The 21,338-nt window shown below is 68.3% G+C and carries 22 protein-coding genes and 1 tRNA gene; 8 read left to right on the forward strand and 15 right to left on the reverse strand.

Features of this window, described 5'->3' with window-relative positions; translation table 11 throughout:
* Positions 1-12: 12 nt before the first annotated feature.
* On the forward strand, positions 13-1,734 hold the full coding sequence (locus E3T54_RS03285) for a cell wall metabolism sensor histidine kinase WalK (RefSeq protein WP_134474562.1): 1,722 nt from the start codon (positions 13-15) through the stop codon (positions 1,732-1,734).
* On the opposite strand, the gene E3T54_RS03290 is transcribed toward E3T54_RS03285, so the two are convergent.
* A complete protein-coding gene (locus tag E3T54_RS03290) occupies positions 1,731-2,654 on the reverse strand; it encodes a glycerophosphodiester phosphodiesterase family protein (RefSeq protein ID WP_134474563.1) in 924 nt (307 codons plus the stop codon). The two genes, E3T54_RS03285 and E3T54_RS03290, sit on opposite strands and share 4 nt — an antisense overlap.
* Before the next feature lie 215 nt (positions 2,655-2,869).
* On the opposite strand from E3T54_RS03290, the gene E3T54_RS03295 reads away from it, so the two are divergent.
* Complete coding sequence (locus E3T54_RS03295) at positions 2,870-3,160, forward strand: WXG100 family type VII secretion target (protein ID WP_134474564.1); 291 nt, start codon at positions 2,870-2,872, stop codon at positions 3,158-3,160.
* 121 nt (positions 3,161-3,281) lie between these two features.
* On the opposite strand, the gene groL is transcribed toward E3T54_RS03295, so the two are convergent.
* The 5 genes from groL to E3T54_RS03320 all read right to left on the reverse strand — a co-directional run bounded on the left by groL (position 3,282) and on the right by E3T54_RS03320 (position 7,514).
* Positions 3,282-4,901: a chaperonin GroEL gene (gene groL, locus E3T54_RS03300; protein ID WP_092322187.1), complete on the reverse strand. Its 1,620-nt coding sequence runs from the start codon at positions 4,899-4,901 to the stop codon at positions 3,282-3,284.
* A gap of 120 nt (positions 4,902-5,021) precedes the next feature.
* Positions 5,022-6,071 (reverse strand): DUF3048 domain-containing protein, encoded by a 1,050-nt coding sequence (locus E3T54_RS03305; protein WP_134474565.1) that lies wholly within the window; start codon positions 6,069-6,071, stop codon positions 5,022-5,024.
* A gap of 90 nt (positions 6,072-6,161) precedes the next feature.
* On the reverse strand, positions 6,162-6,365 hold the full coding sequence (locus E3T54_RS03310) for a cold-shock protein (protein WP_092322190.1): 204 nt from the start codon (positions 6,363-6,365) through the stop codon (positions 6,162-6,164).
* A 242-nt stretch (positions 6,366-6,607) separates the two neighbouring features.
* Positions 6,608-7,195 carry a LytR C-terminal domain-containing protein gene (locus tag E3T54_RS03315; protein WP_134474566.1) on the reverse strand — a complete coding sequence of 196 codons (588 nt, stop codon included), beginning with the start codon at positions 7,193-7,195 and terminating at the stop codon, positions 6,608-6,610.
* Between the two features lie 22 nt (positions 7,196-7,217).
* Positions 7,218-7,514, reverse strand: a complete 297-nt coding sequence (locus E3T54_RS03320) for a DUF3263 domain-containing protein (protein ID WP_092322454.1) — start codon at positions 7,512-7,514, stop codon at positions 7,218-7,220.
* 228 nt (positions 7,515-7,742) lie between these two features.
* Here E3T54_RS03320 and msrB point away from each other — a divergent pair, with 228 nt between their 5' ends.
* Both msrB and E3T54_RS03330 read left to right on the forward strand, forming a co-directional pair.
* Complete coding sequence (gene msrB / locus E3T54_RS03325) at positions 7,743-8,144, forward strand: peptide-methionine (R)-S-oxide reductase MsrB (RefSeq protein WP_092322194.1); 402 nt, start codon at positions 7,743-7,745, stop codon at positions 8,142-8,144.
* A 6-nt stretch (positions 8,145-8,150) separates the two neighbouring features.
* The gene (locus tag E3T54_RS03330) at positions 8,151-8,699 is read left to right on the forward strand and encodes a nitroreductase family protein (RefSeq protein ID WP_134474567.1); all 549 of its coding nucleotides are present in this window, start codon (positions 8,151-8,153) and stop codon (positions 8,697-8,699) included.
* Between the two features lie 45 nt (positions 8,700-8,744).
* On the opposite strand, the gene E3T54_RS03335 is transcribed toward E3T54_RS03330, so the two are convergent.
* Both E3T54_RS03335 and E3T54_RS03340 read right to left on the reverse strand, forming a co-directional pair.
* Positions 8,745-8,817, reverse strand: a tRNA-Thr gene (locus tag E3T54_RS03335).
* 61 nt (positions 8,818-8,878) lie between these two features.
* Positions 8,879-9,799, reverse strand: coding sequence for a thioredoxin domain-containing protein (locus E3T54_RS03340; RefSeq protein ID WP_134474568.1), 921 nt, complete (start codon positions 9,797-9,799; stop codon positions 8,879-8,881).
* 230 nt (positions 9,800-10,029) lie between these two features.
* Here E3T54_RS03340 and E3T54_RS03345 point away from each other — a divergent pair, with 230 nt between their 5' ends.
* Both E3T54_RS03345 and E3T54_RS03350 read left to right on the forward strand, forming a co-directional pair.
* Entirely contained in the window at positions 10,030-11,127 is a 1,098-nt protein-coding gene (locus tag E3T54_RS03345; RefSeq protein ID WP_134474629.1) for an ABC transporter ATP-binding protein, read from the forward strand.
* 124 nt (positions 11,128-11,251) lie between these two features.
* Complete coding sequence (locus E3T54_RS03350; RefSeq protein WP_134474569.1) at positions 11,252-12,544, forward strand: DUF4032 domain-containing protein; 1,293 nt, start codon at positions 11,252-11,254, stop codon at positions 12,542-12,544.
* A gap of 90 nt (positions 12,545-12,634) precedes the next feature.
* Here the strand turns inward: E3T54_RS03350 and rlmB are convergent, their stop codons facing one another.
* From rlmB to E3T54_RS03370, 4 genes are all read right to left on the reverse strand, one after another.
* On the reverse strand, positions 12,635-13,720 hold the full coding sequence (gene rlmB / locus E3T54_RS03355) for a 23S rRNA (guanosine(2251)-2'-O)-methyltransferase RlmB (RefSeq protein ID WP_134474570.1): 1,086 nt from the start codon (positions 13,718-13,720) through the stop codon (positions 12,635-12,637).
* The gene (cysS, locus tag E3T54_RS03360) at positions 13,720-15,135 is read right to left on the reverse strand and encodes a cysteine--tRNA ligase (RefSeq protein WP_092322201.1); all 1,416 of its coding nucleotides are present in this window, start codon (positions 15,133-15,135) and stop codon (positions 13,720-13,722) included. The genes rlmB and cysS overlap by 1 nt, the downstream gene beginning before the upstream one ends.
* Positions 15,132-16,346 carry a 2-C-methyl-D-erythritol 4-phosphate cytidylyltransferase gene (gene ispD / locus E3T54_RS03365; protein ID WP_134474571.1) on the reverse strand — a complete coding sequence of 405 codons (1,215 nt, stop codon included), beginning with the start codon at positions 16,344-16,346 and terminating at the stop codon, positions 15,132-15,134. The genes cysS and ispD overlap by 4 nt, the downstream gene beginning before the upstream one ends.
* Before the next feature lie 113 nt (positions 16,347-16,459).
* The gene (locus E3T54_RS03370) at positions 16,460-16,942 is read right to left on the reverse strand and encodes a CarD family transcriptional regulator (protein ID WP_092322204.1); all 483 of its coding nucleotides are present in this window, start codon (positions 16,940-16,942) and stop codon (positions 16,460-16,462) included.
* Between the two features lie 277 nt (positions 16,943-17,219).
* Here E3T54_RS03370 and E3T54_RS03375 point away from each other — a divergent pair, with 277 nt between their 5' ends.
* Entirely contained in the window at positions 17,220-17,702 is a 483-nt protein-coding gene (locus tag E3T54_RS03375) for a hypothetical protein (protein WP_174844382.1), read from the forward strand.
* Positions 17,703-17,755: 53 nt separating this feature from the next.
* On the opposite strand, the gene E3T54_RS03380 is transcribed toward E3T54_RS03375, so the two are convergent.
* Both E3T54_RS03380 and E3T54_RS03385 read right to left on the reverse strand, forming a co-directional pair.
* The gene (locus E3T54_RS03380; RefSeq protein ID WP_134474572.1) at positions 17,756-18,445 is read right to left on the reverse strand and encodes a response regulator transcription factor; all 690 of its coding nucleotides are present in this window, start codon (positions 18,443-18,445) and stop codon (positions 17,756-17,758) included.
* A complete protein-coding gene (locus tag E3T54_RS03385) occupies positions 18,442-19,596 on the reverse strand; it encodes a cell wall metabolism sensor histidine kinase WalK (protein WP_134474573.1) in 1,155 nt (384 codons plus the stop codon). The genes E3T54_RS03380 and E3T54_RS03385 overlap by 4 nt, the downstream gene beginning before the upstream one ends.
* 187 nt (positions 19,597-19,783) lie before the next feature.
* On the opposite strand from E3T54_RS03385, the gene phoU reads away from it, so the two are divergent.
* The gene (phoU, locus tag E3T54_RS03390) at positions 19,784-20,440 is read left to right on the forward strand and encodes a phosphate signaling complex protein PhoU (protein ID WP_092322210.1); all 657 of its coding nucleotides are present in this window, start codon (positions 19,784-19,786) and stop codon (positions 20,438-20,440) included.
* 79 nt (positions 20,441-20,519) lie between these two features.
* Here phoU and E3T54_RS03395 read toward each other — a convergent pair whose 3' ends face one another.
* Positions 20,520-21,269, reverse strand: coding sequence for a phosphoglyceromutase (locus tag E3T54_RS03395; RefSeq protein WP_134474574.1), 750 nt, complete (start codon positions 21,267-21,269; stop codon positions 20,520-20,522).
* Positions 21,270-21,338 lie beyond the last annotated feature (69 nt).

Genomic DNA, 21,338 nt, shown 5'->3' on the forward strand with positions numbered 1-21,338 from the left:
ACTGAGGGCCACATGCATGAGTCACTGACGGAGCGCTGGAGCCGTACCTCCCTTCGCTCCAAGATCACCGGCGTGACCGTGCTGATGCTGACCCTCGGGCTCCTCGTCTCCGGCATCGGCACGATGGCGATGCTGCGGCAGTACGTCATCCAGCAGGTCGACGCGCGCCTCCAGACCGAGGCGCAGACCGCGCTCAACGGCAACTCGGCGGCTTCCCTGACCGCGGGCAGCGCGGAGGGCGTGCCGTCCGACTACTTCGTCGCCCTGTACGACGAGAGCGGCACGCTCCGGGACCGCACCTGGCGGGACCGGCCCCGCCGGGACCTGCCCGTGGTCGACATGCCGCTCGATCTCCAGACCGTGACCCGACTCGACGGCGAGATTCTGACGTTCCACAGCGCGAACCACGACACCGAGTTCCACGCCGTCGCGGTGCCGTTCGTGATCAGTCCCCAGGGCACCTACGGAACCCTGCTGATGGCCGTGTCGCTGAAGCCGACCGAGAATACGATGGCCACCTATCTCACCATCTTCCTCGGCTTCGGCGTGGGCGTCGTGCTCGTTGGCGCGCTGCTGACCCGGCTGCTCGTGACGACCACCTTCGCGCCGTTGCGCGAGGTCGAGCGCACTGCGGCTGCGATCGCCGACGGCGATTTCAGCCAGCGCCTCGGCGGCGCCACCCCGAACACGGAAGTCGGCCGCCTGAACCGCTCGCTCAACACCATGCTCAACCGCATCGACCGGGCCTTCAAGGACCGCGCGCGCACCATCGACCAGATGCGCCGGTTCGTCGGTGACGCCAGCCATGAGCTGCGCACCCCGCTCGTCTCCGTTCGCGGCTACGCGGAGCTGTACCGGATGGGCGCGCTGCAGACGCCCGAGGACGTCGCGCAGGCGATGGAACGCATCGAGAAGGAAGCGATCCGGATGGGCGGACTGGTCGAGGACCTCCTCGAGCTGGCCCGGCTGGACGAGACGAAGCCCCTGGACCTGGCCGAGGTCGACCTCATGCCCCTGGCCCGCGACGCCGCGCTCGACGCCATGGCGTCCTCCCCGGGCCGGCGGGTGACCGTCGTGTCGCGGCCGCCGGAGGATGAGCTCCCCGACACCGCGGACATCCCCGCCGTCGACGCCGACCCGGCCGACACCGCTCGGCCCGTCAACGCGGCCGGAGCGCAGCCGGCCAACGGGGCTGCCCTCACCGGTCCCATCTCCTTCGCCGGCGCGACGCTCGCCCGGCTGCGCACGCGCAAGCCGCGCCGAACCGACCCCTCGGCCACGCAGACCGAGCCCGCGGCGCCGTCGGGCGCGGTCCCGGCCGTCGTGATGGCCGAGGAGAACAAGATCCGCCAGGTGATCACCAACCTGATGGGCAACGCCCTGCGCTTCAGCCAGCCGGACAGTCCGGTCGAGCTCGAGGTGTCCGTCGATCGGCGCAACCAGCGGGCGTCGATCGCGGTGGTCGACCACGGCGAGGGCATCCCCCCGCAGATTAGGGACAAGATCTTCCAGCGCTTCTGGCGCGCCGACACCTCTCGCGCCCGGGAAACCGGGGGCAGCGGCCTCGGCCTCGCCATTGTCGCGTCGATCGTGGCCAGCCACAACGGCACGGTCGAGGTCCTGGACACCCCGGGCGGCGGGGCAACTTTCCGGGTCTGGCTCCCCCTGGCCGGCTCGCCGAATGCGCCCCAGGGGATCACCCCGCCGAGTGCCCCCGAGGCGCGGTCGGATTAGCCTCGGGCGACCCCGTCGGCGAGGATGCGCTTCAGTGCGTCCGGCCGATTGGTGATCACGCCGTCGACGCCCAGGTCGATCGCACGCCTGATGTCAGCGTCGCTGTCGACCGTCCAGGTCAGGCACTCCATCCCGAGGCGGTGCACCTCGGCCACGTACGCGGCGTCAATGGAGTAGTGATACGGGTTGATCTGGTCGGCCCAGGTCGCCAGCTCGGGCAGTTGGGCGATCGTCGGCGTGCCGAGCAGCCCGACGGGGATGGTGGGCTCGAGCGACTTGAAGGCTTTCATCGAGCCGAAACTGAATGACTGCACGACGAGTCGCCCCGCGGCGACGGCCGACTGGACATAGCCGGGGAACGTGTTCATCTCAGCGGCCACCTCGGCCTCGATGCCGGGGTAGAGATCCGGCGCCTTGATCTCCAGGAGCATGCCGCCGCTGCCGGTGCGGATGGTCTGGATCGACTCGGAAAGGGTCGGGATCTTCTCACCGGCGAACTTCGGGTCCTTCCAGGAGCCGGCGTCGAGGCTGAGCATCTCGGCATAGGTGAATTCGCTGACTTTCCAGGGAGCGCGGTCGGGGAAGAGCTGCTCCACGTTCGTCGTCCGAGCCAGGTTGGTGTCGTGGATGACCACGAGTTCACCGTCCCTGGAGCGCTGCACGTCGAGCTCGGTGAGGTCCCCGCCGAGGGCGATTCCCTCCCGGAAGGAGAGAAGCGTGTTCTCGGGGAAGTAGGCGCTGGCACCTCGGTGAGCCGCGTTGACAACCGTGACGGACGCCGGGGCCTCGCTCGCGTGCGCGACAGCGGTCACGGGCACGGTCGCGCCGGCGGCGAGGGCGATACCGACGAACACACTCGCTGCCCTCGCGGACCGGCGTCCACTCGGACGGATCTGGCGGGTGGGGGTGAGAAGTCTCATGCGGTCTCCTTGGGGTTGGCGTTACGCCCTCAGGTTGTCGGGGCCGCACGACGCGCAGATGGCCCGAGGATGGCCGGGTCGTGGCCGCAGAGCGACCCTCGGGGGGCGCCCTCCCCACCGGCGGGCCCCCGGGGCGCCGTCCACAGTCCGGGCTCCCTCGATCGGGGCGGCAGTCGGCGGCACTACGGTCGCGTGCGAGCGGAAGGACGACGGACATGACGAGCTACCAGGTGGACAGCGAGGCCGTGCTGAGTACGACGGCCACCGCGCGGGCGTCAATCGCCCGAATCCAGGCCGAGGTCGCCGGCCTGCTGGCGCAGTTGACCGGCCTCGAAGGGTCGTGGACGGGGCAGGCCGCAGCGGCCTTCCAGGGCGCCGTGGCCGATTGGCGAGCGACCCAGCGACACGTCGAGGAGAGTGCGGAGGGACTCAACCTGGCCCTGTCGCAGGCCGGCCGGCAGTATGCCGATGTCGAACAGGCAAACGCGCGCCTGTTCTCACGCTGACGTCACGGGCATCTGAGCGGGCGCCAGAGGCGGCGCAGGCGCACACGAGACACAACAATGGGCGCCTCCCGAAGGAGGCGCCCATCATCTGGAACTGCGGTGCTGTGGAACGGGTTGGGACTTAGAAGTCCATTCCGCCGCCCTGGTCGCCGGCCGGGGCCGGGTGCTTCTCGGGCTTGTCGGCGACAACGGCCTCGGTGGTGAGGAACAGTCCGGCAATCGACGCGGCGTTGAGCAGCGCGGAGCGGGTGACCTTCACCGGGTCATTGATGCCGGCGAGGAGCATGTCGACGTACTCACCGGTCGCGGCGTTGAGGCCCCAGCCGACGGGCAGGTTGCGCACCTTGTCAGCGACGACGCCCGGCTCGAGGCCGGCGTTGAGGGCGATCTGCTTGAGCGGCGCGTCGATGGCCACGCGCACGATGTTCGCACCCGTTGCCTCGTCACCCGTGAGGGAGAGCTTCTCGAAAGCGGTCTTGCCGGCCTGGATCAGCGCAACGCCACCACCGGCGACGATGCCCTCTTCAACGGCAGCCTTCGCGTTGCGGACGGCATCCTCGATGCGGTGCTTGCGCTCCTTGAGCTCAACCTCCGTCGCGGCGCCGGCCTTGATGACTGCAACGCCACCGGCGAGCTTCGCCAGGCGCTCCTGGAGCTTCTCGCGGTCGTAGTCGCTGTCGGTGTTCTCGATCTCGCTGCGGATCTGCTGCACGCGGCCGGCGATCGCCTCGACGTCTCCGCCACCCTCGACGATCGTGGTCTCGTCCTTGGTGATGACGATCTTGCGGGCGGTGCCGAGCAGGTCGAGGGTCACGTTCTCAAGCTTGAGTCCGACCTCCTCGGCGATGACCTGTCCACCGGTCAGGATCGCGATGTCCTGCAGCTGGGCCTTGCGGCGGTCACCGAAGCCCGGAGCCTTGACGGCGACGGACTTGAAGATGCCGCGGATCTTGTTCACAACGAGCGTGGCCAGGGCCTCGCCGTCGACGTCCTCGGCGATGATGAGGAGCTGCTTGCCGGTCTGGATGACCTTGTCAACGATCGGCAGCAGGTCCTTGATGTTCGAGACCTTGGAGTTGACGATCAGGATGTACGGGTCTTCGAAGACCGCTTCCTGACGGTCGGGGTCGGTCACGAAGTACGCCGACAGGAAGCCCTTGTCGAAGCGCATGCCCTCGGTGAGCTCGAGTTCGGTGCCGAGAGTGTTGGACTCTTCGACGGTGACGACGCCTTCCTTGCCGACCTTGTCGATCGCCTCGGCGATGATGGCGCCGATTTCAGCGTCACCGGCAGAGATGGAAGCCGTGGCCGCGATCTCTTCCTTGGTCTCGACCTCTTTGGCGTTCGCGATGAGCTCTTCGATGACGGCAGCAGTGGCCTTCTCGATGCCGCGCTTGAGGCTGATCGGGTCGGCGCCGGCTGCGACGTTGCGCAGGCCTTCGCGAACCAGCGCCTGAGCGAGGACGGTGGCGGTGGTGGTGCCGTCGCCGGCGACGTCATCCGTCTTCTTGGCGACCTCTTTGACGAGTTCCGCACCGATCTTCTCGTACGGGTCGTCGAGTTCGATCTCCTTGGCGATGGACACGCCGTCGTTGGTGATCGTGGGTGCGCCCCACTTCTTCTCCAGAACGACGTTGCGTCCGCGCGGGCCGAGGGTGACCTTGACCGTGTCGGCGAGGATGTTCAGGCCGCGCTCAAGGCCGCGACGGGCCTCTTCGTTGAAAGCAATGATCTTTGCCATAAGTGTTTCTCGTCCCTCCCGGACGTTCAAAAACGTGATGGGGTTAGCACTCATAAGTAGAGAGTGCCAAAGACGATTCTGGCACTCTGGTGCCGAGAGTGCAAGTGAACGGGCGGGGCGCTACGGCACCAGCTGGACGGAACCCTGCTTCGTCGGGACCAGCTCGATCCAGGTGTTGCCGGCGGCAAGCCGGATCGTCACGCCGTTACCGTCGACGAGACTGATCGGCGACGACGGGTATCGCTTGACCCAGGTGGCGCGCAGGCTCCGCCCGCCGGTCGAGACCCAGGCCTCTCCCGAACCGATCATGGTGGTCTTGGGGACGTCGCCGTAGCGCCGGTCGATGCCGACACGCATGACGACGACGTTGGTCGCCTTGAGCTGCGCGCCCTTGCTGTTGCGGTCCGGCGCGCCCTCCTGGGAACGCAGGTAGTAATTCGCCTTGGCGTTCCAGGCCCACGATGGCCAGCGTGCGGTGGAGAAGCGCGTCTGGATCGTGCGGATGGCCTTGCCGTCCACCACCGCTGACGACGCCGCGGCGGTGGCCGCGTAGGCGAAGTGCTGCCTCGGCGGGGCCAGCTTGGGGTACCGGCCGACGAGCGTCCTGGCCTTCACCACGACATTGTGCGGGGACGACTTCGTGTCGATCCGGTAGAACAGTCCGCTGCGGTCGTAGTCGAAGACGGCGTTCACGACCGGGGTCGCCTCCATCGCCTTGACGAACTGCGGCTGGCCGCCGGAGTAGGCGACGATTCCGCCGAAGGGCGTAATGATGTCCGGATCCATCGGCCGGATCGAGCGCACCGGCCCGATCAGCTTCGGGATGTCCGAGTGCCAGACCCCGACGTAGCGGGTGATCCCGCCTTCGACGAGTTCCTCGAAGACGATGTCGGCGCTCTCGAGGCCGATCTGCGGCCTCGCCGCCTCGTGGTTGTCGATCTTCACCGCCAGCGACGGATGCGCCGCGCTCCCCGGAGGCACGGGTGTTCCGCGCAGCGGTGCGAGCACGGTCGCGGCCGGGGCCGTGTAGGTGGACACCCAGGCCTTCGCCGTCGAGGTCGGCTTGATGCTCGCGGTCGGCCGCGGTGCTTCGGCAGTGCAGGCGGCCAGAAGCAGGACCGGAATGACCGCGGCAACTATCCTCACGGTCACGCGTCGGCTGCGTTTCATCGCTTCACTGTTCTGATTCACCGTTTCACCCTAACGCCGCGCGGTGCTCCCGCGCGGCGTTGGGCGTGCAAGCCTCGAAACTGGTGCAGCTCAGGCCGGTCGAACCGACTCGGCCTGAGGGCCCTTCGCTCCGCTGCCAACCTCGAAGACGACCGCCTGGCCTTCTTCGAGGACTTTGTATCCGCTCATGTCAATGGCGGAATAGTGGACGAAGACGTCCTGCCCCCCGCCGTCAATGGTGATAAAGCCGAAGCCCTTCTCAGCGTTGAACCACTTTACGGTTCCGTGCGCCATGTGTTACTCCCCAGTGCTGTGATTGCGTCGGCACGGGCCCACTGGCCGCGCCGGGCCTTCCGCGGAAACTGCTTCGGTGCAGTGCCTGCGTCCACCATGGCCGTGCAACGGGTCCACCTCCACAGAGGCGAGCTGCACGGACAAAATGAGCGACCATGGCCGAGCGTAGCGAAGAGGCTCTGGAATAACAGGGGGTTGACAAATTGCCGGTCGATGGCTGAAAAGCAGGGCTGCCGGGCGCCCTATCCGGCCGGCGGAGAGTAGTCGTTGCCGACGACAACAGTGAGCTCGGCATCGGACTCCGCGAAGTCGTTCGCGAGCATTATTTCGGCCCCCGGCAGGGACTCTGCGACCCCCCGTGCCGCGCCCTCCAGGGCGGGGTCGGCGTAGTAGACGATCGTCTCGGCAACGTCGGAGGTGGCGGCGTCGCCGAGCGTCCCGACGGTCCACCCCTCGGAGCCGAGGACGTCTCCGACGGATCCGGCCAGACCCATCGTCAGGGTGCCGTTGAGCACGGTGACGGACAGGTTCGGGTCAACGGTCGGCTTCAGCGTGGGCGTCGCCGACGGCTCCGGCTTCGGCGTCGCGGTCGGGGTCGACGTGGCCGGGGGCGCCGCAGTGGGCGCGAGTCCGGATGTGTCCGGCGCGAGGCGGTTGTTCAGGAACAGCAGACCCAGCGCTCCGATCGCGATCAGCACCACCGTGGCGGCCAGCGCCCACCAGAATGCCAGCCAGCCGCGACCCTTCTTGCCCGGGGCCCGGTGTGCGCCCACCCGGTCGAGAGCAGGCGGGTGGGCGTCGAAGCGGTCTTTCGGATAGGGCTGGGGCATTGTCAGTCTGGTTCGGTCTCGATCAGTCGGTGGGGAGTGCGGCGCGGCGCGCTCGCGCCTGTGCCCTGGCTTCGCGCATCCGATGCAGTCGCTTAACCAGCATGGGGTCGCGGGCGAGGGCCAGCGGTGAGTCGATGAGGGCACCCAACAACTGATAGTACCGTGCAGCCGAGAGACCGAATTCGGCCCGAATGGCCTGCTCCTTGGCGCCGGCGTGATTGCGCCACTGTCGTTCGAAGTCGAGGATCGCCACGTCCCGCGCGGACAGTGAGGCCGACTCCGGGCTGCCGTCGGCGGCCGGTTCGTGTGATTTCTCCATCGGCCACCTCTCCCTGGTCATCTCACCGGGCACGTGCCGCCCGCTTTCACCGACGCCGGCTACGGTCATCCTATTTGGGTGCGCCCGGTGCATGTCCGCCAACCGTACGCCGGTTCGAGTCTGTGGGAGTTCGCTGGACGCTGCCCGTGAAAGGAATGCCGGGGCGGCCGCGCGAGTTTAGGCTGATGGAGTGAGAACCGGGCGGCGCCCGGGAACGAAGGGACGCACATGGACCACGAAGTCAAGAAGTCTGAAGCCGAGTGGCGCGAGGAATTGGGGCCCGAGCGCTATGCGGTGCTCCGCGGGGCCGCGACGGAGCGCGCCTGGACGGGAGAACTGCTCGATGAGGCGCGCTCGGGCGTGTATACCTGTGGCGCCTGCAACGCTGAGTTGTTCAAGAGCGGCACCAAATTCGATTCCGGCTGCGGCTGGCCGAGTTTCTACGAGTCCGTGCGCCCCGAGGCGGTCGAGTTGATCGAGGACCGGACCCTGGGCACCGTGCGCACAGAGGTGCGTTGCGCCAACTGCGGCTCGCACCTGGGGCACGTCTTCGACGACGGCTTCGGCACGCCCACCGGAGACCGGTACTGCATGAATTCCATCGCGCTCAACTTCACGCCCGTCGAGTAGCCGGCGGTGTCGGCCGTTGCCGACGCGCTCGCGGCGCGCCGGTCGTACTCCAGGGTGACCCCGGATGCCCCCAGCCACGACGAACTGCTGCCTTTGGTAGCCGCCGTGGCACGTGTCGCCGACCACGGCGCGCTGAGGCCGTGGCGCCTGATCGAGTTGCGCGGAGACGCACGGCGGCGATTGGGCGATGCCCTGGTCGCGGCATCCGGCCACACGGCCGCCGAGGCGGCCAGGACCGCTGCCAAACCGCTGCGCGCCGAACTCCTGATTGCCCTCGTGATCAGCCGCCGCGAGAGCGAGAAGGTCGCGGACTGGGAGCAGGATGCCGCGGCGGCCGGGGTCGCCCACGCACTGAGCCTGCTGCTGGCTGACGCAGGCTGGGGCGTGATGTGGCGCACCGGGCCCCACACGCGATCCGCGCCGGTTCGCCGCATGCACGAACTTGCCGACAACGAGGAGCTTCTCGGCTGGCTCTACGTGGGCGGCGTTCCGCCGGACGCCAAACCGGGGGTGCGCCTGCCCATCGATCCGGCCGAGTTCCTGACCGTTCTCTAGCGCCGAATCCCCTGGGCCGGGGCGGGCCGGACCGGGACTGTCCAGGGCCGGCCACGGGACTTGAACCCGTAACCCCCACTTTACAAGAGTGGTGCGCTACCAATTGCGCCAGGCCGGCATGAGGCCCGAGGGCCTCGAACACCCATCCTAAATCACAGAACCGAAAGGGCGGGCGCGTTCTACCCGGCCGGGGTCGGCGTCGGAGTGGGCGTCGGGGTGGACGTGGAGTACGTGGCGCCCGCCGACTGCAGCACGAACGCCGCGAATTCCTTGGGGTCCTTCAACGACCCGAGGTACTGCTTGCCGTTGACGAGCACGGTCGGCGTGCCGGTGACCTTGGGAATCGAGGCGTTGGGGATCGGGCCGGTCAGGGCCCGGTCGGTGGCGTCGAGAACCCAGGACTTGTACGTCACGTCGTCGATGCACGTGTCGATCTTCGACAACGAGGACGTGACGCCCGAACTCCGCACGACCTGCTTGATTTGCTTGTCGGTGAGGCCCGCCGTGCCCTCCTCGGGCTGGTCCGCGAACAGGGCGGCGTTGAACGCGTAGAAGTCGTTGGGCGAGGAGTTCGCCACGCAGGCAGCGGCATTGGCCGCGCGCAGGGAGTACTGGGTACCGGCGGACTTGCTGGTCAGGATCGAAATGGGGTGGACCTCGACCGTCGCGGCCCCGGCCTCAACCCACTGGGCGATCTGGTCGCTGTTGTTCAGTTCGAACTCGCCGCAGTACGGGCAGAGGTAGTCGACGTAGACCCGGATGTCGGCCACGGTGCCGGTCGCGTCGGGCACCGAAGCGACGGGCTTCGCGTCGGGCTGGAGGGCGGGGGTCTTGACCGTGGTCAGCCCCTCGCCGATGAGCACGCCGTCGCTGGCCATGTTGGCCGGGCCCGGCCCGACCGGCCGGATGGAGTTGACGATGATCAGGGCGATGATGCCGACGATGGCGATGGCCGCCACGGCGATTCCACCCTGCAGGAAGACCCGGTTGCGACGATCCTTCTTCTTCTGTTCCTCGCGCAGCAGCGTGGCCTTTTTGCGGGCCGCGTCGCGTCGCTGATTCTTGGAAGGACGGCTGTCGCCTGGTCCGCCGTTAGTCATGAATAGTTGCTCCGAACGTGTGGATGCCCGCACTGTGTGTGCATAGCCCTCCACAGAGTAGAACGCGTGTCTGGGAAAACCCCAAACGGCGGCTGTACGCCCGCCGCGGGGCGAGGGCGGCTGCCATGCAATACTGGTCAGGATACCCGGCCCGCCTGGCGGGACAGGTGTCACATCCCACTCACAACGGATCGTCCGGCACGTTCCTGCCGGTGAAGGAGAAGAAAACCATGGCTTCGGTCACTTTTGACAAGGCAACCCGCCTCTACCCGGGTTCCACCCGCCCCGCTGTCGATCACCTCGACCTGCAGGTCGCTGACGGCGAGTTCCTCGTCCTCGTCGGCCCCTCCGGCTGCGGCAAGTCCACCTCGCTGCGCATGCTGGCCGGCCTCGAAGAGGTCAACGACGGCAACATCTTCATCGGCGAGCGCAACGTCACGGATGTCCCACCGAAAGACCGCGACATCGCCATGGTCTTCCAGAACTACGCCCTGTACCCGCACATGACCGTCGCCGAGAACATGGGCTTCGCGCTCAAGATCGCCGGCATCAACAAGGACGAGCGCGCCGCCCGCGTGCTCGAGGCCGCCAAGCTGCTCGACCTGGAGCCGTACCTCAGCCGCAAGCCCAAGGCACTCTCCGGCGGTCAGCGCCAGCGCGTCGCCATGGGCCGCGCGATCGTGCGCCAGCCGCAGGTGTTCCTCATGGACGAGCCGCTGTCCAACCTCGACGCGAAGCTGCGCGTGCAGACCCGCACCCAGATCGCGTCCCTCCAGCGTCGCCTCGGCGTCACCACGGTCTACGTGACCCACGACCAGACCGAGGCGCTGACCATGGGCGACCGCATCGCGGTGCTCAAGGACGGCGTCCTCCAGCAGGTCGGCACGCCCCGAGACCTGTACGCGAAGCCGAACAACGTGTTCGTTGCCGGTTTCATCGGCAGCCCGGCCATGAACCTGTTCCTGGCCGACCGGGTCGACGGAGGCGTCAAGTTCGGCACCGCGACCGTCCCCGTGCAGCGCGACACCCTCGCTGGGGCGAGCGGCGACAAGGTGACCATCGGGGTCCGCCCGGAGGACATCCACCTGGCGACCGCGCAGGGCGAAGGACTCCAGGTTGAGGTCGACCTGGTCGAGGAGCTCGGCGCCGACGGCTACCTGTACGGTCACTCCACGGTCGAGGGCAAGCGCACCGACATCGTCGCCCGTGTCGACGGACGCTCGCACCCGAACGCCGGGGACACGGTCTACCTGACCCCGACGCCCAACCACCTCCACGTCTTCGACGCGGAATCCGGCCTGCGCCTCGGCGGGGCGGTTGCGGACTAGGTTCACGAAGTGACAACGGCCGGACGGGGCATTGCTCCGTCCGGCCTTGTCATTGCGGCGCTGATTCGTTCCCCAACAGATTCATTCCTGCACAGATTCATTCCTGCACAGTGAGGCTCACTTCATGAGCGGTTCCCTCAACATCACGTCGGCCACCGCCGACCCCGCGCTGCTCGACCTGCCGTGGCAGCTCCCGCTTGACGCCTGGCCGAACGAGAACATCGCGGCACTGCCCAAGGGGATCTCGCGCCACCTGGTGCGCTTCGCCCACCTGAGCGGTCGCGTCGTGGCGATCAAGGAGACCACGAGCGAGATGGCCAAGCGGGAGTACGACATGCTGCGCACCCTCCAGACGCTGGAGATCCCCTGCGTCGAGCCCGTCGCCGTGATCACGAACCGGTCGGATGAGGACGGCGAGCCGTTGAACTCGGTGCTCGTGACCCGGCACCTGAAGTTCTCGCTGCCCTACCGCGCCCTGTATTCCCAGACCCTGCGGCCCGACACCGCCACCCGCCTCGTTGACGCCCTCGCGGTGCTCCTCGTGCGCGTGCACATGGTCGGACTGTTCTGGGGCGACGTCTCCCTCTCCAACACCCTGTTCCGCCGCGACGCCGGGGCGTTCGCCGCCTACCTCGTCGACGCGGAGACGGGACAGCTCTACTCCGGCGGGCTCTCCAACGGGCAGCGCGAAAACGACCTGGAAATCGCCCGGGTGAACATCGCCGGCGAGCTGATGGACCTCGAGGCCGGCGGCCGGGTCGCGGACGAGCTCGACCCGATCCGGGTCAGCAACGGCATCGTCGCGGCGTACCGGCTGCTCTGGAAGGAGCTGACCGGCTCCGAGTCGTTCGCGAGCTCCGAGCGGTGGCGCATCCGCGAACGCGTCGAACGTCTCAACAACCTCGGCTTCGACATCGACGAGCTCGCCATCAAGACGGATAACACGGGCACGACGGTGCGCATCCAGCCGAAGGTCGTCGACGCCGGGCACCACCAGCGCAGGTTGCTGCGCCTGACCGGGCTCGACGCGGAGGAGAACCAGGCCAGGCGCCTGCTCAACGACCTCGACTCCTACCGGGCCGCGTACGCCCAGCCGGACTCCGACGAGGAGATGATGGCCCACGAGTGGCTCGTGCGCGTCTTCGAGCCGGTCGTGCGCGCGATCCCCCGCGAGCTCAAGGGCAAACTCGAACCGGCCGAGGTCTTCCACCAACTGCTCGACCACCGCTGGTTCATGGCCCAGAACCAGTCGCGGGAGATCCCGCTGGCCGAAGCGGTGACCTCGTACGTGCAGGACGTGCTGCGCCACCGCCGGGACGAGGCGACCGTGATCGAGCCGCCGACGGGGTCGATCACGCTGCCGATCTCACTGCCTACCGACGCCGACGCCGAGCCCGACTGGCGCCTGAAGGTCTAACCCCGTCTACACCCCCCGCGAAACCGCAGTCGTGCGCGTTATGAGGCACTCATAACGCGCACGACTGCGGTTTCGCGGGGGTGGGGCGGGTTACTTCGCCAGCTTGGCGGCGGCCTTCGCGGCCTTGGCTGCGGCGCGGAGGCGGGAGATTTCGTAGAGGGTCACTCCGGCGGCGATCCCGGCGTTCAGCGACTCGGTCGCCGCCTGGATCGGGATCGACACGATGGCATCGCAGGTCTCGGTGACGAGGCGGGACAGGCCCTTGCCCTCGCTGCCGACGACGACGACGATCGGACGTTCGGCGTAGCCGAGGCCGAGCTCGGGCAGCATGACGTCGCCGCCGCCGTCGAGGCCGATGACGAGAACGCCCTGCTCCTTGAGCGCCTTGAGCGTCTGGGTGAGGTTCGGGGCCATCGCGACCGGGGTGCGGGCGGCCGCGCCGGCCGAGGTCTTCCAGGCCGAGGCCGTGACACCGACCGAGCGGCGCTGCGGCACGATCACGCCGTGCCCGCCGAAGGCCGCCGTCGAGCGGATGATCGCGCCGAGGTTGCGCGGGTCGGTGATGCCGTCGAGGGCCACGAACAGCGGCTTGTGGCCCCGGCTGATGGTGAGCTCGAGCAGCTCCATCGGGTGCGCGTACTCGTAGGCGGGGACCTTGAGGGCGAGGCCCTGGTGCACCGAGTCACGGCCGGCGAGGCGGTCGAGCTCCGGGCGCATCACTTCGAGGATCGGGATGTTGCGCTGGTTGGCGAGGGTGAGGATCTCCTTGACCCGGTCATCCATCTCGATGCGGGTCGCGATGTAGAGCGTCGACGCGGGGATCTTCGCCCGAAGCGCCTCGAGCACGGAGTTACGGCCGGTGACGATCTCGTGCTCGTCGACCTGCTTCGCCTTGCGCGTGGACGTTCCGCCGCCGCCGCTGCCCGCGGTTCCACGGGAGGCCCCGCGCGAGGCACCCTTGGCCGCGGCCGGGCGGGCGCGCCCGCCGCTGGCGGCGGTGTAGCGGTCCTCGGCGAGCTTGCGCTTGCCGGCGGGGTGGTACGGCCGGTCCTCGGCCTTGGGCGTGGGCTTCTTGCCCTCGAGCGCCTGGCGGCCCTGGCCGCCCGAGCCGACCTGCGGGCCACGGCTGCCCTTGCGCACGGCCCCGGTGCGAGCCTTGCGGTCTGTGTTCTTCATCAGTCAAAACTCCAATGTGCACCCGACGGGGTGTCTTCGATGGTGATTCCGGCGGCGACGAGCTCGTCCCGGATTCGGTCTGCGGCCGCGTAGTCGCGGCTCTGCCGGGCAATTTCGCGGTCGTCGAGCAGGCGCTCGACGAGCGCGGTGAGCGCGATCATGGCCGGTTCGTCCGTGGCAACGGACCAACCGGGCGAGAGGGGGTTGATGCCGAGGACCTCGCTCATCGCGAGCACCTGGCCGCGGGCGGATGCCGCCGCGTGCAGGTCTTCGGCATCGAGCGCGGCGTTGCCGGCGCGCACGGTTTCATGCAGCACGCCAAGGGCCTGGGGTACGGCGAGGTCGTCGTCCATGGCCTCAGCGAACTCCTCCGGCACGATTTCGACGCCCGATCCGGCGAACCGGGTGTCGGCCAGGCGCCGGTCGGCCCGGTCGAGGAAGCTCTCGATGCGCTCGAGCGCGGCCTCGGCCTCGGCGAGCGAACCTTCGTGGAAGTCGATGGTCGAACGGTAGTGGGCCGCGCCGAGGTAGTAGCGCACGACGATGGCACGCGCCTGCTCGAGCAGCTCCGCCGCGTAGATCGAGTTGCCGATCGACTTCGACATCTTCTGGCCGTTGACGTGCACGAGGCCGTTGTGCATCCAGTAGTTGGCGAAGGCGTCGCCGGCCGCGGTGGACTGGGCGAGTTCGTTTTCGTGGTGCGGGAAGCGCAGGTCGAGACCTCCGCCGTGAATGTCGAACTGGGCGCCGAGGTAACGGGTGGCCATGGCGGAGCACTCGATGTGCCAGCCCGGGCGACCGTCGCCCCAGGGCGACGGCCAGGCTGCCGAGGCGGGCTCGTCGGTCTTGTGGCCCTTCCAGAGCGCGAAGTCGCGGGGATCTCGCTTGCCGCGCGGGTCAGCATCCGTGGCCGCTTCCATGTTGTCGAGCTTCTGCCGGGTGAGCTCGCCGTAGGCGGGCCAGCTCCTGGTGTCGAAGTAGACGTCGCCGGTATCGTCGGCGGCCGGGTAGGCGTGCCCGGCCTCGATCAGCCTCCCGATCAGGTCGAGCATGTTCTGGATGCTGGCGGTCGCGCGGGGTTCGTAGCTGGGAGCGAGGATGCCCAGCCGCTGGTAGCCGGCCGTGAACTCCAGCTCGTAGCGGTACGCCAGCGCCCACCACTGCTCGGTGGTGCCGGTGGAACTGACGAGGATCTTGTCGTCGATGTCGGTGACATTGCGGATGAAGGTGACGTCATTGCCGCGGTAGCTGAGCCAGCGGCGCAGCTGGTCGTAGACGAGGGCGCTGCGGAGGTGGCCGATGTGCGGCGAGGACTGCACCGTGGGGCCGCAGACGTAGATCCCGACCTTGTCCGGGACGAGGGGAATGAAGTCGCGAAGCGCCTGGGCCTTCGAGTCGTACAGTCGCATGGTCACGCCTCCCAGCTTAGGACAGGGCCCTGTGCCTCGGCAGGGACCAGGAGCGCGGTGGCGATTGCCGCGATGCCCTCACCCCGGCCGGTGAAACCGAGGCCGTCGGTCGTCGTCGCCGAGACGCTGACCGGCGCGCCCAGGATCGAGCTGAGGCGAGCCTCCGACTCGGCCCGGCGCGGTGCGAGCCGGGGCCGGTTGCCGATGATCTGCACCGAGACGTTGCCCACGCGGAAGCCGGCGTCGCCGACGCGGCGCAGGGTTTCGCGCAGGAAGACCTCGCCGTGGGCATCCGCCAGGGCCGCGTCGGCGGTGCCGAAGACGCCCCCGACGTCGCCGAGGCCGGCCGCCGCCAGCAGGGCGTCGCAGATGGCGTGCACGGCCGCATCTCCGTCGCTGTGCCCGGCCAGCCCGCGCTCCCCCGGCCAGTGCAAGCCTGCCAGCCACAGCTCGGACGTGTCGTCGAAGGCGTGCACGTCCAGGCCTGTGCCGACGCGCGAAGAGGCGGCGGGGTCCGCCGGGGTGGCCAGCAGCAGTTCGGCCCGGCGCAGGTCCCAGGGGGTGGTGATCTTGAAGGCGAGGGGGTCGCCCGGGATGATGCTGACCGCGAAGCCCGCGGCCGTGACGAGCGCTGCGTCATCCGTCAGCTCCTCGGTCGCCGCGGCGAAGGCCGCGACCAGCATCCGGCGCGGGAAGCCCTGCGGCGTCTGCACGGCGGAGAGCTCCCGGCGGTCGACGCCGGCGAGGACCGTGCCCCGCGGGTCGACGCGCTTGATGCTGTCGACCAGATCGAGGCCGGGCACGACGCCCGCGCCCGAGGCACGCACGGCGGCCACGACCGCGTCGCAGAGCGTCGACGGCGTCAGCGCGCGCGCCGCATCGTGCACGAGCACGGTGTCCACATCCGGCCGGAGCACGGCGAGCCCCCGTTCTACGGATGCCTGCCTGCTGTTTCCGCCGGGGACGACGTCCAGGTAGCCGCCGGCCGCGCCGGCGCGTTCGGTCGCGATGGCACGTGCCTCGTCCAGCCGGTCTTCCGGGGCCACGACGATGACCTGGGACGCTTCGCGCATGCCGAAGACGGAGTCGAGGGATCGCTCGAGCAGGGTGCGCCCGGAGAGCGGCACGAAAGCCTTGGGCAGTTCGTGTCCGAGCCGGGTTCCGCTGCCCGCGGCGACGACGATGACCGCGACCAGGGGCGCAGGTGAATCAGTCATGTCTGGAGGCTATCTGGTGAGGTCGTGCGAGTGAAGGACCGCGCCCGGGTGCGCGCGCGGGGGCAACGAGAAAGGCGGCACCTTTCGGCGCCGCCTTTCACCGAAACGTGGGGCTAGGACGCAAGGACCTCGTCGAGAACGCTGGATGCCTTCTCTTCGTCGGTCTTCTCGGCCAGGGCCAGCTCGGAGATCAGGATCTGGCGTGCCTTGGCAAGCATGCGCTTCTCCCCGGCCGACAGGCCGCGGTCCTGGTCGCGGCGCCACAGGTCGCGAACGACCTCGGACACCTTGATGACGTCACCGGAGGCGAGCTTCTCCAGGTTGGCCTTGTAGCGGCGTGACCAGTTGGTGGGCTCTTCGGTGAACGGCGCGCGAAGCACCTCGAACACCTTGTCGAGCCCCTCCCGCCCGATGACGTCGCGAACGCCGACCAGGTCGACGTTCTCGGCCGGGACTTCGATGGTGAGATCACCCTGAGTGACATTGAGCTTCAGGTACAGTTTCTCTACACCCTTGATCGTCCGCGTCTTCACCTCAGTGATCGTTGCGGCTCCGTGGTGGGGATAAACGACAGTTTCGCCAACCTCAAAAAGCATGTATTCATATCCCTTCAGCAACGTCTAGGATACCACAGCCAGCGGTGGTAGGGTTCGCCGAGCAGCGCCCGGCCACGCGCCCCTCCACCGCCGCCTTTCCGTGAGTCTCCGGCCGCCGCCGCGAGCCGCGGGTAGGCTAAACTCAAAGCGAAAATTTGCGGCGTCCCGACCACTCGGCCGGGGCCCGAAATGACCTGGAGGTCTTGTGAGGGCGCGTATCGTCGCATCCGCCATTCTGGCGACTGCCATCCTGTCTGGGACTGCGGGCTGCGGCCTGATGGCGCCCCAGGCAACGACCATCCGCTACGACGCGAGCGACGGGGTGAGCGGCGACGTCGGCGACATCGCCGTGCGCAACGCCATCCTCGTCTCGGACGGGGCCGACTCGGCCAACCTGATCGTCACGCTCGTGAACCAGGGCGACTCGGCCCACATCGTGGGCGTGCAGTACGAATCGGACGGCGAGAAGGTGACGGAGGAGTTGACCGTCGAGGCCAACTCGACGCTCGCCCTCGGCAGCGAGGACGAGCCGGCCCTGGCCCTGCGCGGCATCGACGCCCAGCCCGGATCGCTTTTCCCGGTCTTCGTGCAGTACGGCAACGAGACCGGCGCCCGACTGCTGGTTCCGGTGCTCGACGACACCCTGGAGCCGTACTCGACCCTGGTGCCCACGCCGGAGCCCACGCCGGTGGACTTACCCCTCCCGCAGGCCCCGACCGAGACGCTGGAGCCGACTCCGACTCCGACCGCCGCGCCGTAACGGCGCTGTGCCTGCTGCACGACGCCGCTCCGGCACCGTACAGCAGGCGCCGGTCAGGCCTCGAAGCGGTAGCCGAGACCCCGGACGGTCACCAGCATGACCGGTTGTGAGGGGACCGCTTCGATGCGCGAGCGAATCCGTTTGATGTGCACGTCGAGCGTCTTCGTGTCTCCGAAGTAGTCGGTCCCCCAGACCCGGTCGATCAGCTGGCCGCGCGTGAGAACGCGCCCGGCGTTTCGCAGCAGGAATTCCAGGAGCTCGAATTCCTTGAGCGGCATGTTCACGAGTTCCCCGGAGACCATGACGGCGTGGCGCTCGAGGTCCATCTCCACGGTGCCGGCGGAGAGGACATCCGGCGCCTTGTCCCGCTCGTCGACGAGGTCGGAGTGACGCCTCAACACGGCACGGATGCGCGCCAGCAGTTCCCGGGTGGAGTACGGCTTGGTCATATAGTCGTCGGCGCCCAGCTCGAGGCCCACGACGATGTCCACCTCGGAGTCCTTGGCGGTCAGCATGATGATCGGCACGGCTGACCGGGTGCGGATCTCCCGGCACACCTCGGTGCCCGGGATACCGGGGAGCATGAGGTCGAGCAGGATGACGTCGGCGCCGGCCCGGTCGAATTCGCGGATCGCGCTCGGCCCGTCCTCGGCCACGCTCACCTCGTACCCTTCGCGTTCCAGGATGAAGCTCAACGGCTCACTGAGCGAGCGCTCATCTTCGACCAAAAGGATGCGGGTCACGGGGTGTCTCCTGTCGCCGCCGGAGCGGGGTGGGGCGCCTCGGGGAGGCGGATGGTGAAGGTGGAGCCCTTGCCGGGCTGGGACCAGACCCGGATGTCGCCGCCGTGGTTCTGCACGACGTGCTTGACGATCGCGAGGCCGAGGCCCGTCCCCCCGGTGTGCCGGGAGCGTGCCTGGTCGACGCGGAAGAAGCGCTCGAAGATCCGGTCCAGGTCGGCTTCGGGAATTCCGACGCCCTGGTCGGTGACGGTGATCTCGACTGCGCCCTCGTTCCGGCGCACGCCAACCCCCACGCGCGACCCGTCCGGTGAGTAGTTCACGGCGTTGGCGATGAGGTTGTGCACGGCGACCACGAGCAGCCGTTCGTCGCCGTAGACCTCGGAGCGCGATTTCTTCCCCACCGCGATCGTGATGTGGTTCGCGTCCGCGACGATCCGGGCCTGGTCGACGGCCGCGGCGACGACCGCGTCGACCTTCACCAGCTCCGGCTGCGCGACGGCCTCCTGCGACTGCAGCCGGGACAGCTCGATGATCTCCTGGGTGAGGCGGCCGAGGCGGGCCGACTCGGTGGTCAGGCGGTTGGCGAAGCGGCGAACCTGCTCCGGCTCATCCGCCGCATGGACGAGCGCCTCGGCCAGCAGGCCCACCGAAGCGATCGGCGTCTTCAGTTCGTGGCTGACGTTGGCGACGAAGTCGCGGCGCACCTCGTCGAGCCGGAACGCTTCCGTACGGTCCTCGGCCAGCAGCAGCACGTAGCGCGTACCCAGCCGGGCCAGCCGCACCCGCACGTGCATGCTCGCGTCGCCGAAGGGGCCGCGCGCCAGCAGGATGTCGTCGGAGATCGGGTCGCCGGAGCGGCGCACCCGGCGGGCGAGGTCGAGCAACTCCGGGTGCACGAGTTGCTGATTGAACACCAGCCCCATGGCCAGCGCCCCCGGGGAGGTCTTGATCACGTTGTTGGACGGGTCCAGAACGATGCCCGCGGACTCGAGCGCGTCGAGGACCTGGTCGATCCCATCGGGGACGGCGGGGTTCACAACCTCGGCCGCGCGGCGCCCATGTCGCTCCGCAACGTGCAGCAGAGTCACGAAACCGGCGCCAACGGCCAGCCCGAGTGCCAGCGACAGCAGCACGAGCCACGTCGATTCCATTCCCCCAGATTAGTGACTTTCTCCCGCGCCGACCGCGCCGGACGGGCCGGAGGGACGGTACGTTAGGAAGTGTTCAAACCCGCGGCACCTGCCGTTCACCTTTATCCGGCATGATCAGCCGGGACCCAGGCGGGTCTCACGCGCCAGCTGGTGCAGGATCCCAGCGGCCAGGAAGGACCACACAGCCATGCGCGAAGTATTCCAACAGGAACTCGCCGAGGTGCAGGAGCGCCTCGTCGAGATCTCTCGACTCGTCGCCGTCTCGATCGAAAAGGCAACGCGCGCCTTCAACGAGTCCGACGTGAGCCTCGCCGAGGAGGTCATCGCGGATGATGACAAGATCGACGCTCTCACCGTCGAACTCGACGAGCTCGCCATCACCATCCTCGCCCGCCAGCAGCCCGTTGCCCGGGATCTGCGCATCGTCGTCAGCGCCCTGCGGATCAGCGCCTCCCTCGAGCGGATGGGCGACATGTCGACCCACATCTCCCAGCTGGCGCGGTACCGCTTCCCGGACAAGGTCATCCCGAAGAGCCTGCGCCCCACCTTCGCGGAGATGGGCGCCCTCGACGTGAAGATCGCCAACATGCTCACCGAGCTGCTGACCAACGAAGACATGGTGCTGGCCGAGACCATTCGCAACGAGGACGACAAGATCGACGCCCTGCACCTGAGCGTGTTCGACGCCGTGCTCGGCGAGACCTGGAAGGGCCAGGCCGCCGACACGGTCGACGCCACGCTCGCCAGCCGGTACCACGAGCGTTTCGCCGACCATGCGGTCTCGATCGCGAAGAAGGTGCAGTACCTCGGCACCGGCGACTGGCACCAGCTCAGCGGCTCCTGACCCCTTCTTCCCTCCCCGCGAGACTGCAGTTGTGCGCGTTATGAACGACGTTTAGCGCGCACAACTGCTGTTTCGCGGGTTATTTTTTGCCTTGGGCGGCCACCGCGGCGGCGCCGGCAGCGGCGGCCTCCGGGTCGAGGTACTCGCCCGGGCCGAGCGGCATGAGGTCTTCGCCGAGCTTGTAGACGAGCGGGATGCCGGTGGGGATGTTCAACTCGGCGATGTCGGCGTCGGAGATGCCGTCGAGGTGCTTGACCAGCGCCCGCAGCGAGTTGCCGTGGGCGGTGACGAGCACGGTCTTGCCGCTGCGCAGGTCCGCCGCGATGTCGGACTCCCAGTAGGGCAGCATCCGCTCGACCACGTCTTTCAGGCACTCGGTGCGCGGGACGGCGTCGCCGAGGCCCGCGTAACGAGGGTCGTTCACCTGGGACCACCGGGAGTCGTCGGCGAGCACGGGCGGCGGAACGTCGTACGAGCGGCGCCACAGCTGGAACTGCTCCGGGCCGAACTTGTCGAGCGTCTCCGCCTTGTCCAGGCCCTGCAATGCGCCGTAGTGGCGTTCGTTCAGGCGCCAGGAGCGCTTGACGTCGATCCAGGACCGGTTGGCCTGCTCGAGCGCGAGATCGGCGGTCTGGATCGCGCGGGTCAGCACTGAGGTGTGCACGACGTCGGGGAGCAGGCCGGATTCGGCGATGAGCTCGCCGGCACGGCGGGCCTCGATGATGCCCTGTTCGCTGAGCCTCACATCCACCCACCCGGTGAAGAGGTTCTGCTGGTTCCACAGGCTCTGGCCGTGGCGGAGAAGGATGAGTGTGTAGGGGGCTGGCATGTCTCAACTCTACCGAGAGCGGGCACACCCTCCGCGAAACCGCAGTTGTGCGCGTAATAATGCGGTTTT

The sequence above is a fragment of the Cryobacterium sp. Sr8 genome (genome assembly GCF_004403225.1).
Taxonomy (GTDB): Bacteria; Actinomycetota; Actinomycetes; order Actinomycetales; family Microbacteriaceae; genus Cryobacterium; species Cryobacterium psychrotolerans.